This window comes from Paenibacillus taichungensis (assembly GCF_047302525.1).
In the GTDB taxonomy this organism is placed as follows: domain Bacteria; phylum Bacillota; class Bacilli; order Paenibacillales; family Paenibacillaceae; genus Paenibacillus; species Paenibacillus taichungensis_B.
In genome coordinates this window covers 3,760,077-3,777,163 of the sequence record NZ_CP168020.1, presented here as the reverse complement: position 1 = coordinate 3,777,163, position 17,087 = coordinate 3,760,077, and the positions used below count along the sequence as shown (strand labels likewise).

Genomic DNA, 17,087 nt, shown 5'->3' with positions numbered 1-17,087 from the left:
AGGTACGAAAGTGAGCAGAGTTGTCTCTTCGAAGCATAGAAACAACCTTATTATTCATTTGGTTCTGATCGCTGGGGCAGCCGTCATGGTGCTCCCATTTCTCTGGATGATCCTTACGTCGCTCAAGACAACGACGGAGGCAACCCAGATTCCGATTACGATATTACCTGCCGAGCCGAGCTTGCGAGGCTATGTAGACGCTCTCAGGCAATCGGCCTTCCTGCATTACTATGCGAATACGCTGATGGCTGCGTTCATGAAGACGTTATTCCCTGTCGTCTTCAGCGCTATGGCGGCCTTTGCATTCGCTCGCATTAGCTTTCCGGGTAGAGGGCTGTGTTTTTTTCTGATCATTTCGGTCATGATGATTCCCAACCCGGTGTTCTATACGCCTCAATATTTGATGATGAGCAAACTCGGATTGGTGAATACGACGACCGCACTTTGGATCACGTCGCTCGTCAGCCCATTTGCGACCTTTTTGCTGCGCCAGTTTTTCCTCGGCATCTCCAAAGAGTTGGAGGAGGCAGCAGTGCTCGACGGATGCAATCCGTTCCAAATCTTTCGCTATATCATGCTGCCGCTTGTCAAGTCAGCACTGGTTGCAGTCGTCATTATCCAATTGCTCTGGTCATGGAATGAACTACAGTGGCCACTTATCATCAACAGTTCACCTGAAAAATTGACCCTGTCGGCAGGCCTTGCCACACTTGTCTCCATGTTCGGTACGGATTATCCTGTATTGATGGCTGGTGCGTTCATGGCCGTCATTCCAATGCTCATACTGTTTTTCATTTTCCAACGGCGGTTCATTGAGGGTGTCGCCTTTAGTGCCAGTAAGGGATGATCTTTTGAATTACCCCGATGTAATCTGTGAAAATGGACTGAGCGTAACACCACGTTTACTAAGCTATCTGCTTTAAGTAGTGACGAGGTGTGTTCTCATTAATGCGTAGAGTTCAGAGCTGGAGAGGAGGTGAGTAAGGCTGGCGAGCAAGTTCGTTGCCATATTTAATAGTTAATCTCATGCGAACAGGAGTGAACGATGCAATGTCGAATGCAAGATTTGCAAGGCTAGGATTGATGATGGTCGTCTTTTGTCTACTTGGCTCTATAATGTTTATAAACTTCAAGCCCAACCATGCATATGCGTCAGGGGAGTGGCAGGCCCAAACCTATGACCCAAACAAAGCGGGGCTGGAACTAAACCCACTGAAGGGCTTTTTACCCTTCTCCAAGCTTCCCTCGGAAAGTGTTGATCCGAACAACAGTTTTCCGCACAGCATGGAATGGTTCTACGTTTCGCTTCGTGACCTGATGACGGATTGGAACACATACAACTGGGCACCGCTGGATGCCTATCTTAATGATATCGCTAGTCGGGGCAACCAGGCGGCTTTCCGCGTTTACGTTGACTACCCGGGACGTACAAGCGGTATTCCGCAGTTTCTAATTAACGGCGGGCTTATGACCCGGGATTATGATCAGAACGGCAACCACGATACATCTACCCACAGTCTTGCCCCAGACTGGAACGACGCAAATTTAAATCAGGCGTTGCGGCAGTTCGTCAGCGCACTTGGGACCCGCTATGATGGCGATCCTCGGATTGGCTTTCTGACGACAGGATTATACGGATTTTGGGGAGAGTGGCACACATGGCCCTATAATACCGACCCAACGAATTGGGAGATGAACCAGAGTAACCGTGATGGGTTACTTTCGGCATTCAAGGGTGCATTCCAGAAGACCCAGGTACTGGCCAGGTACCCTTATTCGGCGAGTACAGCAGATTTGAAAAACGCTTTCGGCTACCATGATGATTCTTTTTCGTACGAAACGTTGTTCGCAAATGATTGGGGATTTTGGAATTTGATAACGCAAAACGGCCTGCAGGACATCTGGAAGACTCATCCGATTGGTGGCGAATTATATCCACCCCTCCAGCAGGATACGAGTTTTTGGCAGCACTGGCCCAACCAAAACGGTGAAGATTTCCAGACCTCAGTCGAAACGACACATGCCTCTTGGCTAATGTATGATCGTGTGTACAAAAATTCTTTACCTGACGAGACGGCTAAGCTTAATGCGCTGCGAGCTCATAAAATGCTTGGTTATACGCTGTACAATTCATCGGTGCAGCTGAGTGATTCATCGGCGTCCTCACTGCAAGTCAACGTCAAACTCCAGAACAAGGGCGTAGCTCCGTTATACTACAATTGGGAGGTCGAGTTCGGCGTATTGAATTCCTCTGACACATGGGTTAAGTCGCTTGGCACGAAATCATGGAATCTGAAAAGCATATTGCCTGGAGACACGGACTATTCTTTCTCATATAGTGCGAATCATAACCTTCCCGCCGGGGATTACAGGCTGGTCATGCGGATTGTCAATCCACTCACCGGCGGCAAAACCATTCGTTTTGCGAACACACGTCAGGATGCAAACCGAGACGGCTGGCTGACACTGTCCGGTTTCCACGTTTCTGCGAGTGCTACAACTTCTACTTTACTGGCTGACCCGCCCGTGACGCCAGTCACACCTCCGAATTCAGGTGTTAGCGCCTATGAGGCAGAGGCAGTGGGAAACACGTTAGCAGGTTCAGCGGTTATTGCGAACTGCACGACTTGCTCAGGTGGTGCAAAGGTGGGTTATCTAGGCAACGGCAGCGGCACGCTTAAGTTCAATAATGTAACAGTGCCGTCAGCAGGTAACTACAAATTGACGATCCAGTACTTGAATGGTGAAGCAAGCCGCTCCGCCATATTAAGTGTGAATGGAGCGACTGGCACATCGCTCAACTTCCCAAGTTCCGGCGCTTGGACAACAGTGGCTTCTCAGGAGACGACAGTACATCTGCAGGCGGGGTTCAATACGTTGCTGTTCTCACAGCCGACGGGTTATGCCCCAGATATCGACCGCATCTTAGTGAGTGTGAACCCTACCGGTTCGGGAGGGTAAAGAAGGTCAGCCATCCCCTTCCAGTTAGACAGTTAAGAGAATGACTCTTACTGTTGAGTGAAGTGCACCCCTTAGAATGGACATTGGAAAAACCACTGGGTTTAACCGATGAAATTCTAGGGGGTGCATTTTTGTATGGCTCAAAAAGAGGCTTTTCGTCTACATATTGTTGAGGGGTGGACTTACCGTTTGTATGGACGTATTCAGATGTAAGCGTGTACAATATGTGAATATATATCATTCCGTTTTAAAAAAATTGGGGGCTGGATATGAGGAAAACGTTATTTAATCGATTGCTGTTTTCTTATATGCCGATTTTTATTGTCGTGATCACGTTTACGTTTTTTGTTTTTTTTCAGATATTAAGCGAACAAAGCCGTAAGGAGGCGCTTAACGCCAACAAAATGCTGTCATTACAGGCGATGCGTCTGATCGATACTTCCCTGAAGGCGATAGACAATATGATAATGTCGGAAACCATAAATAATAAGCAGTTGATTGATTTCTTCAATAATGAAGAGAAGAATAACATTTTCATCAACATAAGCGCAGTTAAAAAAATGCAGGATATGATATCCTATTACCCCATGATTGATTCGATCTATATTGTGCGTTATGAAGACAATTTCGTGCTCAGTAATTCGACAAGTGATCAACTTAGCAACTTCAGGGATGAGCCATTTATTAAAAAGGCTATGGATCCGCTCGCATCCAAGCAATGGTCGGACGTAAGAAGCTTCGAGCAGTTTTCTACAAAAGGGAGTAAGCCTGTCGTTAGTTTGGTACGGGGAGCGCCATTTATTACAGGCGAGAAAGGCATGGTCGTCGTCAATGTGGCAACTGATTCGTTGCAGAACAGTATCGCAGACCTATACGATTCAAAAACAAGCTTTATCGGAATTCGGGACGCCGCGGGAAACGATTTGTTTAGTGAATTGCATTCTAAAGAACAATCAAAGATTTTCTCCAATTATGTATCGAGCTATACCGGATGGTCCTACCAAAGCGGACTTGTAAATGGAAAGTTGTTCCATGTGATCTCTTCATTATATAATGTCTGGTTTATCATCGGTATCGTGACGATCGGGGGTGGTTTTGTATGGCTGCTCTATGTTACCAGACGCAATTCAAGACCGCTGGAACAGATTGTGGCGCGAATCCGCGGTTACCGTCTCCCTTTGTCCAAGGAGTTGGGAGATGAATTTTCCTTCATCGAATCGGCCTTGTCCAATATTATTGAGCAATCGAATCAGTATCAGCAAAAGCACGATGAAGATCTGCATCTGCGAAAAAGGTACTTGTTCCACCAACTCATTGAAGGTGACATGGGTTTAACCCATGAGGAATGGATAGGAGAAACAAACAGTCTTCAGCTTCCATACTCGTTTAATAAACAAGTCGTACTTGTGATCGAAATGGATAAATACAGTGATTTTTGCTGCCAATACTCCCGCAGAGACCAAAACCTTCTTAAATTCGCGCTACGCAGTGTTATTCAGGAGCTTGCTCCAAAATATGAGCTCGCGCTTTGGTCCGAGTGGACTTCGGCATTTCAGCTAAGCGTCATGGTATTTGTGGACAGTGATGAGGAAGCAGATACTTCCATAACACTCAAACTTTTCGAGAGCGTTCGTGTGTGGGTGCAGGAAAATCTGAAGTTTACGGTAACGGTAGGTATCGGTGAGCAGGTCGCAGAGCTTTCCAGCGTCGCAAATTCTTATAAAGAGGCACTTAGGGCGCTTAAATATAAAATAGTGTTAGGAGAAAACAGGCTCATTACTAGCGAACACATCGCAAATCACGGTCAGGTTGAGGTGTTCTCACAATTAAACGTAATTCGATCCATCATCCAGTCTTTCAGACTTCTTGAGGACGAATGGAAGACGAAGTACGATAAACTCATGAATGAAATGAAGCTAGGGTTGTTAACGAAAGATGAAATTACAAACCTGATGAACTATTTAATTTACTATTTGGGATTGGAAATCTCCGGGATGACAAAAGAGGTCCAAGGAATATGGATGCGAGATGGGTTACCGAGACTCAGTAAAATCATAGATGAGTGCCATTCACTCGAGCAAATGTGGGAAGAATCTTTGATCGTGTTGAACAGCTTTTTCACAGATTTGAAGGAAGCGCAAAACAGGCGTCTGCATGCAGCTACCATTCGAGATATGCGGAAAATGATCGAAGAGGAGTATGCCAATCCGAACATGTCGCTTGAATATCTCAGTTCAATCTTTAACATTAATGGAAAATATGTAAGCAAGCTGTTCAGGGAAGAGACCGGACAGAAATTCGTCGACTTCTTGATTGACATCCGCCTGCAGGCCGCAAAGCGCTTGCTCACGGAAACGCAAGGTTCCATGCAGGAGGTAGCTGAGAAGGTAGGTTATACAAGCGCGATCTCATTCAGCCGTGTGTTTAAGAAAGTGGTAGGCTACTCCCCAAGCGAATTCCGCGAAGAAGCAGCGCGCAGACAGATCGGTTGAATTTGGTTAACCGGTTGAAAATGGTTTGCTACGCCTGCTTACCCAGCAGTTTCATAATGTATTTCATGCAGCAGCTCCGGCTAAACACCGGAGCTGCTGCGCATTTTTAGGCCATGCGAAGACGGTTAAGTTAACGATTATTGTTTCTTGCTGCACCTCGTTATCCTACTTTATTATGTAGAATGTAAGCGCGAACAATTAGATCGAACGAAAGGAGAAGGAGCATATGTCAAGCATGCAAAAGAGAATCAGGAAACCCGAAACTTCAATGCAAGGCCAGCCACATGAACCTGCATTGCCTGACAGCAAATCATCATTACGCTTCATTGGGAAAAAAATGAAGCGTCACTGGCAGTTATACTTGGTCGTATTTCTGCCGCTGCTGTATTTGGTCATTTTCAAGTATATACCTATGTCTGGCGTTGTCATTGCTTTCAAAGAGTACAACGTCATCCAAGGTATTTGGGGTAGCCCATGGGTCGGACTGAAATATTTCGAACAATTTTTTGAATCACCAAACTTTTGGCTGTATTTGAAGAACACGCTTGGCATTAATATGTACGGTTTGCTTGTTGGTTTTCCTGCTCCGATTCTATTGGCACTTGCATTAAATGAAATTCGTAACGGTTTTTTCAAAAGCAGTGTACAGATGATCACTTACGCGCCTTACTTTATTTCAACGGTTATCATGGTTTCTATTCTCATCGTAACTTTGTCGCCAAGTGTTGGGATTATTAGCAAGTTCACACAACTACTCGGGATTGAAAATACAAATTTCATGGGAATTCCGAGCTTGTTCAAATCGATTTATGTCTGGTCGGATGTATGGCAATTTTCAGGTTATGGTGCCATTATCTACATTGCAGCATTGGCAGGAGTCAACCCTGAACTGTATGAATCGGCAAAAGTGGATGGTGCGTCCCGGATGCAGAAAATTATCAATATTGACTTACCGAGCCTTATCCCTGTATCTGTCATTCTGCTCATATTGAATTTAGGGAATTTCATGAAGGTTGGATTCGAAAAAGTGTATTTGATGCAAAATCCCCTAAACATCAGCACTTCTGAGGTCATTTCTACCTATGTGTATAAGGTGGGACTGCTCAGCTCCAGCTTCAGCTTTTCGACTGCAATCGGTTTCTTCAACTCGATCATCAATCTGATTCTTCTTGTGAGCGTTAACTACATTGCCCAGAAGTTATCCAATTCGAGTTTATGGTAACAGCAAATCAGCAGAAAGGAGGAACAAATATGTTCAAAGCGTCAAGGATTCGGGAATCGTATGGTGACCGTCTGTTTCTGCTCGGTGTCTATGCTTTTTTGATCGTAGTGACGATTGTCGTCCTTTTTCCGCTCATCTTTATCATTTCATCATCATTTAGCTCACCGCAAGCCGTCGTATCCGGCAAGGTGTGGCTGTTGCCCGTCGACTTTACGCTGGAAGGCTATAAAGCGGTGTTTCGAAATCCACAAATCGTTTTCGGTTACTTGAACTCGCTCTATTATACAGTCATCGGTACAGCAGTCAACGTTGCTTTGACTGTTATGCTTGCTTATCCGCTCGCCAGAAAAACGTTCTACGGCCGTAATTTCATCATGGTCCTTCTGGTCATAACGATGATGTTCGAAGGCGGACTTATCCCCTTATATCTCGTAGTAAAAAACCTTCATATCCTCGATACACGTTGGGCGATGATTTTGCCGGGAGCCATGGCGGTATTTCAAGTGATTGTCGCCCGAACCTTTTTTCAGACCACGATTCCCGAGGAAATTGCGGAAGCTGCCGAACTCGATGGCTGTAGTGACATCCGGTTCATTACCAGTATGGTAATTCCGCTCTCCAAACCCATTTTGGCTGTGCTGACGCTGATGTATGCTGTGGGCCACTGGAACGCTTACTTCGATGCATTGATTTTCCTGAAATCTCCAGATTTGTTCCCGTTACAGATCGTGTTGCGTAACATTCTTATTCTGAACTCGATAGATCCGACCATGGTGACCAATGTTGATCAGATGTTGGCGCAGCAAGGATTGAAAGACTTGCTAAAATATTCGCTTATCGTTGTCGCAAGCGCACCTGTCCTGATCATTTATCCGTTCGTGCAGAAGCACTTTGTTAAAGGTGTCATGATCGGTTCATTAAAAGGATAGTGAAGGGGAGGTAGCTCAACCAGCATTTAAGGAGGTGAGGGGTTGAAGACCAGATAGAATGCTTCCGTAATTGAAATTGTAATGTTCGATAAATGGGAGGAGTCATAACTATGAAAACATGGAAAAAGTCATTCTCTTGCGTCCTCGGAGCTGCACTCTGTTTATCACTCGTCTTGAGCGCCTGTAGCGGGGATTCGAGCACAACTACGAATACACCTTCTGCCAGTGCACCAGAAGCAAGCGACGTATTTACGCCCGTTGGAGAATATCCGATTGTCAATACGCCTATGACGATCAAAATGTTTGCTCCGCAGTACGCCGTCATAGAGAATATGGAAACCAATACATTCACGAAATACCTCCAGGACAAGACGAATATTCAAATAAAATGGGATCTCGTACCTGAAAAAGCGCTAAACGACCGCAAACAATTGATGCTGGCAAGCGGTGATTATCCTGAAGTAATTTTGCATGGGAGCTTAACCAAAGAAGAGCAGATGAAGTACGGCAAAGAGGGTGTGTTTATTCCACTGAACGACTTGATTGATAAATATGCGCCTAACTTCAAAAAAGCAATGGCTGAACTGCCGTACCTGGAAAGCTCTATCACTTCACCGGACGGCAACATTTATGCACTTCCGCAAGTGAACGAGTGCTATCACTGCAACTATGCACAGAAGCTATGGATCAATCAGTCTTGGCTGGATAAGCTTGGGTTGAAAATGCCGTCAACAACGGACGAGTTTTATGAAGTACTAAAAGCTTTTAAAGAAAATGATCCGAACGGTAATGGTATAAAAGACGAAATTCCGCTTACTGGCGCTGACGACATGTGGGCAGGGAACGTCGCTTCCTTCTTGATGAATTCGTTCATCATCGACGATCAGGTGGACAAAGACAACGGGACTTTTCTCCAGGTGAAGGACGGCAAAGTGGATTTCGTCGCCAATAAGGAAGAATGGAAGCAAGGATTATTGTACCTGAAAAAGCTCTACACGGAAGGCCTGATCGATCCAGCATCATTCACACAAAACTCCGATGCCATCCAGCAGTTGGGCAACCGTCAAGACGCGAATGTGATTGGCGGCATTACAACTGCTCTAATCAGTTACGCCCACAGCCCAGATGACAAACACCCACGGCATAAAGAGTATGTCACCGTGCCTCCCCTTAAAGGACCGAACGGTGTGCAGCAAGCTGGGTACTTTGCGGGAGTAAGTGTATCGCAGATGGCCATTACGAACAAAGCGACCGATGAACAGAAAATCGCCGCAATCCGTTTGGCTGACTACTTGTACACAGAAGAAGCCATTGTGAACCAAGAGCATGGTCCAGAAGGCGAAGGATGGCGTAAAGCAGAGGAAGGCGAGCTGGGTATGGACGGCAAACCGGCAACTTATGCAATTATTTCTGATGGTGAAACCAAAATTACCTATAACGACCGCTGGGATCAGCTTGGACCGTCCCTCCGCACATACCAATATCGCGACTCATGGGCAGCTCTGCAGGATCCGCTTGCTGAAGGCGCTTACGAGGTTCGTCTGAAGCGTGAATCAGCCAAATATGAGCCGTTCCAATCGAAGGAGAATTATCCGTCCAGCGTATTCATCGCATTGGAAGACACGCAGGTTGCGGCTCAACTGAAAACATCAATCCGAGATTACGTCAAGTCGAACATGGCTCAGTTCATTACGGGCAGCAAGGATATCGAGAAAGAATGGGATTCTTATGTAAAAGGTCTGGATGGCCTGCAGCTTGGCCAGTATATAGAAATTTACCAGAAGGCCATTGATACGAAATAATTCGAAATTCCCTAACTAATTCTACCTTCGAGTCTGATCTGGAGGTTGGAGCTGGGGGATTTCAGAACAGACTCGGAGGTGCAGTTTAAAGTGAACTGTGGTTTGCAGAACTTGTTCTATAAGTATGTGTGGTCGTCCAATTGGTGGAATCAGGGACGTGAAGACACGCAGTTGAAACACTTGGAACTTCGCTGCTGTAAAAATGACAGCGCCGCCTTCCAGGCATTGGTCAGCTCAGATCAAGAGGATATGCTGGTTACGATTAACCGGGATGCATTGTTATGGAAAGGCGGACCGATCAAAATCGTGCGCTGCGAGGTGGAAACGGATGCTCCCTGCAAGATCGATCTTCAGCTTATCGGGTTGATAGAGGACGATAATCGCGTTATGACTTCAGATGTTCTGCTGGATGATCCCTATCAATGGCTTAGGAAGCGTCAGATCCAACCTTTGTGGGTGGAGCTTCATGCCGATGATTCCGTTGTAAGCGGTCAATATGAAGGCAAGCTGAAATTCTACACACATACGATGTTCGAGGATGAGGTTTTGGAGAAAGAACTGACGTTTCGTTTAACGATTAGTGAACAAGTGCTGCCAGAGCCTCAAAATTATACTTTCGTTTTGGACTTGTGGCAGCACAACTGTAATATTGCAAGAAAATATGATGTTTCCTATTGGTCCGATGAACATTTCACGCTTCTTGATTCGTATCTTCACAGCTTGTCTCAGCTCGGACAAAAGGCGTTGACGCTTGTTGTTTCAGAGGAGCCATGGAGCGGACAACGATCATTTATCGATGCTGAGCCATCCGACTTGAATGAATACAGTATCGTTCAAATTGTGAGACGGAGCGACGGTCGATTTGACTATGATTTTACGCACTTGGATCGGTATGTTGAGATAGGAGAGAAGCACGGAATATGCAAAGAAATAGAAGTATTCGGCTTGATCAATATTTGGAAGCATGAGGATGAAGGGTTCGGGGGAGTTGTGGACGATTACCCCGATGCCATTCGCGTCCGCTATTATGATGAAGAAACCGGGAGCTATAAGTTTATCCGGAATAAATCAGATCTTAGCGCTTATATAGTGGCGCTAGAGCAGCACTTTATCTCAAAAAATTGGATTGACCGTGTTCGCGTTGTTGCTGATGAACCGGCTGATATCTGCTTATTTGAGGAAAGTTTAGCATGCTTGCGCGACATGGCGCCATCATTCCGCTATAAAGCAGCGATCAATCATACCGAGTTCATTCGTAAACATATCAAAGGAATCGTTGATTATGTGCCTGTTCTTGACTGTGCGGCGGAGGAGTTTGAACAGCTAAAACAGCTTAGAGAGGACGTGAAGGGGACATTTACGTTTTACGTTTGCTGCTCGCCGGAGAAACCGAACACTTTTCTCAGTTCACCGTCGATTGAGTCTAGGGTGATCCCTTGGCTCGCAGAGAAGCTGAAATTGGATGGCTTTTTACGGTGGAATTATACCGTGTGGCCCGACAAACCTCTGGAGAAACTTTCCTATCGTCCTTCGATTTGGAAGGCTGGGGATACGAATTTCGTTTACCCGGGAAAAAGGGGCAAACCGCTACTTTCACTGCGTTATAAGTGGCTGCAGCGAGGCATCCGCGATTACGAATATATGCAGATAGCAAAGCAGAATGGACAGGAAGAGCAGGTTGAAAAGATTCTCCAGCAAGTATTCCGATTCGATCATCCGAGAGAGCTTGCTCCTTCCTCTGGCAAAACGGCGATGCAGTTATACAGTTTTAATATTGAGGACTACGATCGATTATATGAGGTTTAGAACGGACAAACAGAATGAACAGCTGTATTAAACAATGGGAAGAGAAAGGTGTGATCATATGAATCTTGTTCAAAAATTAACGCCATCAGCCAAACAACTTGCTTTTCAAAATTGGGAGTTTGGGTTGTTTCTTCATTTCGGACTGCGCACCTTTTATGAAGGATATGTCGATTTCGATGAAAGGCAAATGGACCCGGCTGCTTTCAATCCTGTTGACTTAGACTGTGAGCAGTGGATCCGATCGGCCAAAGAAGCCGGAATGAGCTATGCTGTGTTAACTGCGAAGCACCATGACGGCTTTTCTAATTGGCCTTCCAACTACAGTCGATTTAGTGTGGCGGCTTCTCAGTGGAAGGATGGGCAAGGAGATATTATAAGCGAATTTGTTGATGCTTGTCGAAAATATGATGTGAAACCAGGCTTGTACTATTCCCCGTATGATGGTTCAGCTGACTTTTACACCCAAGATGCGAAGGCGTACGACGATTATTTCGTCAATCAAATAACAGAATTGCTCACACAATATGGTGACATCGATATCCTGTGGTTTGACGGTTGTGGCTCTGAAGGACATTCGTATGATTGGAAACGTATTATTGGTGAAATTCGCCGCTTGCAGCCTCATATTTTAATTTTCAATATGGGTGACCCCGATTTTCGGTGGGTTGGGAACGAGGATGGTATTGCACCTATTCCATGCTGGAATGAAGTGGACTCAACCGAATTTTCAATTTTAACGGAAAAGAAAGAGCAATTGGGTGAACAACTATGGCTGCCAGCGGAATGTGACGTCCAAATGCGGGGAAATTGGTTTTATAGCGATAGCGATGAACATACCCTGAAAAGCACGGAAGAACTTATGGGCATTTATTATCATTCCGTTGGCCGGGGTGCAAACTTGCTCCTGAATATTGGACCGGATCGCAACGGTCTGCTTCCGGAGAAAGATGTAGAGAGACTGTTGGAATTCGGTTCGGAAATTCGCCGTTTCGAACGTCCATTTGCAACAATTGAGCAATGTAGAAGAATTGAAAAATCGTGGGTTTACGAGACAGAGGTGCCCCAGTTGCTCGACCACGTTATCATCCAAGAGGATCTTACATCTGGTGAAAATATACGAAGCTTCAAGATTGACATCATTACTCAAAAGTCAAGACGACCTGTGACCATTTATGCAGGGCAGCATATAGGTCATAAGGCAATTATTCGTATCCCTGCGATCAAAATCCGGGGTGTTATTGTTGAAATCACCGAAAGTGACCAAGAGGCAGTACTTCAGGAACTAAGCTTCCATCATGTTGGTAGCGGGAAACGTGAATGAAATCATTAAAGACAATAGGATCACGGTGATAAGGACGGATGCTACTATTAAACTGGAGGTTAATGTATCCGGATCGCTCGGCAAAACGCATAAAATCAAGTTTGATATACAACATGATTTGCATATGTATTCTCCGTAAAAGACCTATAGCATGATTGGAGCCAGCGGGATACGTGTGAGGCTACTGCTTAATGGTCAAACCCTAAATAAAATCATGCCAAAACGCACTCCGATTTCTGGGGGCACTGAAATGAACTAATGACAAACATAAACCAGAAACGACATTTCACTTGTTGTTTCTGGTTATTTATTTTTAAGTAGTATAATCATCCCATAGAACAAATATCATTGATATCACTTTGTGGAAATGGTAAAAGAAGTTCAAATTTAGATTTTAACGGGTAGTTGCAATTAAGTTGTATTTAGATAGGGTTGATAACTAATGAAACGAGGTGTGGTTAATGGAGTACGTTAGGGATTACGCTATGTATGCATCCGTATTTGGCATGTTTAGTTTCATTTGGTTCGGTTGGGCACAAGAAAGTCCCAGACCAAGTTGGCGATTATATATTGGCATAGCATCCTGTATTGCTCTTTTAGTATGCTTAATGGGTGTCTATTTAAGTGTAACGAACTGGGGTGCACCATCGGCTTTGAGGGAAGCGTCCGCCTTCCGAAATTATTTGATTTCCTTTTATGCCGAATTTATTTTGGCTGGTGCTGGTGCATTTGTACTAATCAGATTGAAGCGCAAAGATTATATCGCCCCTTGGATCGCTTTTATCGTTGGTATTCATTTTATTAGCCTCAAAAGCGTATTTAATGATCCTAGCTTATGGATTCTAGCAGCGCTTATGGTCGCCATCTCAATTATTGCCGTATATTTATCCACCAAGCTTCAAGTAGCGAACAGTGCGATTACGGGTATTGGTGCTGGCACGGTTTTATTTGGCTTTGCCCTGTTAGGTTTGATACGTTTTATCACAGTTTAGTGACGATGTTGGGTTAGATCAATACCATTTAAAACGCGACATAGGTGGAGGTTTGCTATGAAAAATATGATTACCATTGGAGAGAAAAAAACGGGTCCCATTGAACTGTTACCATGGATATATTCAGGGAAATAGCAGCAGTGTTGTTTGGAATAAACTGAGCACTGTTTACAATGACGCACGTTCCTTCTTGGAACTCCAGATCCATTAAGCTAAAGAAATATGACAAAAGACAAGAAACAGCAGTCAGTAAGTAGCTGCTGTTTCTTGTCTTAATATCCAAACGAAAAGTCAAATTATAATAATATGCCACATCAAGACTTGTGATGTTCGTTATCTTTAGCATTGAGTGAAGCAATCAGTTTCTCGCCTTCGACATCAAGGTTCGGCAGAATACGGTCCAGCCATTTCGGAAGCGCCCACGCTTTATTCCCGAAAATAGCCATGATGGCTGGGACCAATCCCATTCGAATAATGAAGGCATCGATCAAGATTCCTACAGCTAACGTAAAACCAATTTGTTTGATCATGACATCATCCGTGAAAATAAACCCTGCAAAAACAGAAACCATAATTACAGCGGCTCCTACTACGACACGACTCACCTGTTTGTACCCGTGAACGACGGATTCAGTCCCCCGATGACCATGAACATACGATTCCCGCATGGAGCTGACAAGGAAAACCTGATAATCCATTGCCAGTCCATAAAGGATACCCGTGACAATGATCGGCATAAAGCTTAGCAGCGGACCACCTGTATCGAAGCCGAAGAGAGAGTGGAGCCAGCCCCACTGAAACACAGCTGTCGTGATTCCGAACGTAGCAAGAATACTAAGAAGAAAGCCGATGGTTGCTTTGATTGGCACGATGATTGAACGAAATACCAAGAGTAGAATGATAAGGGACAACAGAATAATAATTCCTACATATATAGGGAACACCTCAGCCAGCTTGGTCGACATATCGATATTTACGGCCGTGAATCCGGTAACTCCAAGTTTAACGTCATACGTCTGTGCAATACTCGACTCAGAAGAACGTAAATCATTTACCAGATTTTTGGTGGTTTTATCGTTAGGGCCAGTTTCAGGAATCAGACTAAAAATAGCCATATCCTCAGTCATGCCTAAAGGTGAAACCTGCGCAACATTCTTTTGACTTTGAAGTTCTTTCACAAGATTGCCTAAGAGTTCTGGAGAGACCTGTGTTGAAGAATCCTTGGGCTCAGCGACCAGAATAAGTGGTCCGTTAAAGCCTTCTCCAAAGCCTTCGGAAATTGCTTCATAACTTTGTCTTGCCGTTGTGTCCAGATTCGCTGAGGCAGCTCCAGGAATGCCCATCTCCATTTTCGTAATCGGAATTGCTGCAACACCAAGAAGTACGATGATGGCGACAATTGTGGCCCAACGATATTTGATAACGAATTTAACCCATCTGTCAGCTACGCCACGACCACCCGCTTTGTTAGACTTGGCGCTTTTCTCACGAGCTTTAGGCGAACAGATACGCTCACCCACCAACCCGAGCAGCGCCGGTAAAAGGGTTAAGGCAACGAATACGTTGATGAGCACGGTTGCAGCAGCTACCAACGCCATCGTTGATAAGAACGTAAGACCGATTACTAACATACCGCATAGAGCTACGATAACCGTCAAACCTGCAAAAAATACAGCACTGCCCGATGTACCAATTGCTCTGGCAGCAGCTTCTTGTGCACTCAGACGTTGATCGATAATCATTCGGCGTTGACGATTTACAATGAATAGAGCGTAATCGATTCCAACTGCTAGTCCAACCATAAGAGCCAAAACCGAAGTGACACTAGGCATTTCAATGAATTTGGAAATGGAAAATGCTCCGCCCACTCCGATGCCGACACCAAGAAGTGCAGTTACAAGAGGCAGTCCTGCCGCTACAACGGATCCAAGTGTGGCCAGCAAAACAAGCGCGGCAATGACAAGTCCAACGATTTCGGCTGATCCTACACCGATGGATACGGTTTTTAGTGTTTCGCCTGGTAGGACAGTAATATTGGTTCCTTTCTCAACAGTCATGACGGAATCTATCACGGAGTCAAAAACATCCTGCGTGATAGCAGACTGCTCAATGGTAAACTGAAATTGGAACAAAGCAATTCTGCCGTCGGGAGAGAGAAGAACACCAGATACTGGAACACCATCCACCATCAGAGGACCATAGGAGGGAGCAGCCACTGTTGCAGACTGCTCCGTATTGATAGCCTGAGCCATCTCAGCAGTTGCGCCGCTGGCTTCAGCAGCATAATCTGCAGGGTTAATCACATCTTTTATCCCGTAAACATCATTAACACCCTTTGTGATTGCTGCCAATCGTTCTGGCGTATCTAGACGCTCGTTTGGAGGTGCTTCAAACACAACACTCCCTTGACCGCCTGAGGCCGCAGGTAATTCTTTGGCTAACTGGTCCAGAACTTTTTGAGATTCTGTGCCTTCAATCTTCATTTCGGAACTGATATGCACACCATTCACACCGATCATCGAGACGACAATTCCTAAAATTAAAATCCATCCGAGTATAAAGTACCCCGGTTTGCGAAAAGCGGTTTTCCCCACTCTATATAATAATGTAGACATATCTATGTTTTACACTCCCTCTATGGTGAATATGGATTGCTACTGTATTAGAATCCTTTGCGCAAATGACCAAACATGTTTTCTAAAAACTCATCGAACGATACAGCCCCAGTTCTTTGGTGGTCACTTATGTTTTGTCCTGGTAACAGCACATTAAGTCTTCCGTCAATTAATGGAAGAATGGTTCCGTAGGCCGCGTTTATAAGTAGATAAGTATATACCTCGTCATCATTCCCGTTTGATAAGTCTAATAAGGTCTCTTGAGCAGTCGTCTGCATTTGGTGTACTACTCCAAGGAAATGCGGTTCGAGAACAGGATATTTTTGGGAAAGTAACAGAAGTTCACGCAATCTTCCAATAAGATCTGTTGTAAGTTGCATCTGGATAAGTTGATACAGAACATCAAGCAAGGAGGCATCTGATGGGATTTTGGTGAGCAAATTTTCAAACTCACTAGTGTTATTAACTGATGTGGCTCCCCTTGCTACTGCTTCTTCCTTGCATGTGAAGTAGTTTGCGAAAGTTCTTCTGGAATAACCGGCTTTTTGCACGATATCTTCGACAACAAAACCATCTAAACCATGTTCAAGTGCAAGTTCAAATGCTGCGCTCGCTAGCGCTTTTTCAGTGGCTTCTTTTTTTAAATGTCGCAGGGTCTGCTTGGCCATCAGATGCGTACACCTCCACATGCATGCTTCTGGAGAAAATAACTCTCTCGATAGTAGATTGTTTTCATTTGGTATTCACTCAACTCCTTTTCTGCTGCTTACAAGTGTTTTTCCATAATATTGAAAACGAAAATTGTTAACTTTGTGAGCAAGCATTTACTCGAAATTATCATAACTTTAATTTGCCCATTGTGCAAATTTACTCAAGAGGCAAATTTATTGATATGGTAGATTGAGAAAGTAAATACCAAATAAATTCGATAAGCAAAAGAGAAAAAA

Annotated in this window: 11 protein-coding genes; 9 read left to right on the top strand and 2 right to left on the bottom strand. The window is 44.7% G+C overall.

Annotated elements, in window-relative coordinates:
- Positions 1-10 precede the first annotated feature (10 nt).
- From ACDJ58_RS16765 to ACDJ58_RS16725, 9 genes are all read left to right on the top strand, one after another.
- Positions 11-847 (top strand): carbohydrate ABC transporter permease, encoded by an 837-nt coding sequence (locus ACDJ58_RS16765; protein ID WP_413372019.1) that lies wholly within the window; start codon positions 11-13, stop codon positions 845-847.
- Between the two features lie 203 nt (positions 848-1,050).
- Complete coding sequence (locus ACDJ58_RS16760; protein WP_413372018.1) at positions 1,051-2,961, top strand: DUF4832 domain-containing protein; 1,911 nt, start codon at positions 1,051-1,053, stop codon at positions 2,959-2,961.
- Between the two features lie 269 nt (positions 2,962-3,230).
- Positions 3,231-5,453 carry a helix-turn-helix domain-containing protein gene (locus ACDJ58_RS16755; RefSeq protein ID WP_413372016.1) on the top strand — a complete coding sequence of 741 codons (2,223 nt, stop codon included), beginning with the start codon at positions 3,231-3,233 and terminating at the stop codon, positions 5,451-5,453.
- 235 nt (positions 5,454-5,688) lie between these two features.
- Entirely contained in the window at positions 5,689-6,675 is a 987-nt protein-coding gene (locus ACDJ58_RS16750) for an ABC transporter permease (protein ID WP_413379705.1), read from the top strand.
- Positions 6,676-6,704: 29 nt separating this feature from the next.
- Positions 6,705-7,604 carry a carbohydrate ABC transporter permease gene (locus ACDJ58_RS16745; protein WP_413372014.1) on the top strand — a complete coding sequence of 300 codons (900 nt, stop codon included), beginning with the start codon at positions 6,705-6,707 and terminating at the stop codon, positions 7,602-7,604.
- Between the two features lie 110 nt (positions 7,605-7,714).
- Entirely contained in the window at positions 7,715-9,406 is a 1,692-nt protein-coding gene (locus tag ACDJ58_RS16740) for an ABC transporter substrate-binding protein (protein ID WP_413372013.1), read from the top strand.
- 90 nt (positions 9,407-9,496) lie between these two features.
- The gene (locus ACDJ58_RS16735) at positions 9,497-11,212 is read left to right on the top strand and encodes a DUF4091 domain-containing protein (RefSeq protein ID WP_413372012.1); all 1,716 of its coding nucleotides are present in this window, start codon (positions 9,497-9,499) and stop codon (positions 11,210-11,212) included.
- Positions 11,213-11,270: 58 nt separating this feature from the next.
- Complete coding sequence (locus tag ACDJ58_RS16730; RefSeq protein ID WP_413372011.1) at positions 11,271-12,533, top strand: alpha-L-fucosidase; 1,263 nt, start codon at positions 11,271-11,273, stop codon at positions 12,531-12,533.
- A gap of 461 nt (positions 12,534-12,994) precedes the next feature.
- Positions 12,995-13,525 (top strand): hypothetical protein, encoded by a 531-nt coding sequence (locus tag ACDJ58_RS16725; protein WP_413372009.1) that lies wholly within the window; start codon positions 12,995-12,997, stop codon positions 13,523-13,525.
- A 314-nt stretch (positions 13,526-13,839) separates the two neighbouring features.
- Here ACDJ58_RS16725 and ACDJ58_RS16720 read toward each other — a convergent pair whose 3' ends face one another.
- Positions 13,840-16,140, bottom strand: a complete 2,301-nt coding sequence (locus ACDJ58_RS16720; protein WP_413372008.1) for an MMPL family transporter — start codon at positions 16,138-16,140, stop codon at positions 13,840-13,842.
- A 47-nt stretch (positions 16,141-16,187) separates the two neighbouring features.
- Positions 16,188-16,808 (bottom strand): TetR/AcrR family transcriptional regulator, encoded by a 621-nt coding sequence (locus tag ACDJ58_RS16715; protein WP_413372006.1) that lies wholly within the window; start codon positions 16,806-16,808, stop codon positions 16,188-16,190.
- Between the last annotated feature and the right edge of the window lie 279 nt (positions 16,809-17,087).

Coding starts and splice junctions, on each gene's coding strand:
- ACDJ58_RS16755 (WP_413372016.1), top strand. CDS start 3,231: ATGAGGAAAACGTTATTTAATCGATTGCTGTTTTCTTATATGCCGATT.
- ACDJ58_RS16750 (WP_413379705.1), top strand. CDS start 5,689: ATGCAAAAGAGAATCAGGAAACCCGAAACTTCAATGCAAGGCCAGCCA.
- ACDJ58_RS16760 (WP_413372018.1), top strand. CDS start 1,051: ATGTCGAATGCAAGATTTGCAAGGCTAGGATTGATGATGGTCGTCTTT.
- ACDJ58_RS16720 (WP_413372008.1), bottom strand. CDS start 16,140: ATGTCTACATTATTATATAGAGTGGGGAAAACCGCTTTTCGCAAACCG.
- ACDJ58_RS16740 (WP_413372013.1), top strand. CDS start 7,715: ATGAAAACATGGAAAAAGTCATTCTCTTGCGTCCTCGGAGCTGCACTC.
- ACDJ58_RS16730 (WP_413372011.1), top strand. CDS start 11,271: ATGAATCTTGTTCAAAAATTAACGCCATCAGCCAAACAACTTGCTTTT.
- ACDJ58_RS16745 (WP_413372014.1), top strand. CDS start 6,705: ATGTTCAAAGCGTCAAGGATTCGGGAATCGTATGGTGACCGTCTGTTT.
- ACDJ58_RS16715 (WP_413372006.1), bottom strand. CDS start 16,808: ATGGCCAAGCAGACCCTGCGACATTTAAAAAAAGAAGCCACTGAAAAA.
- ACDJ58_RS16725 (WP_413372009.1), top strand. CDS start 12,995: ATGGAGTACGTTAGGGATTACGCTATGTATGCATCCGTATTTGGCATG.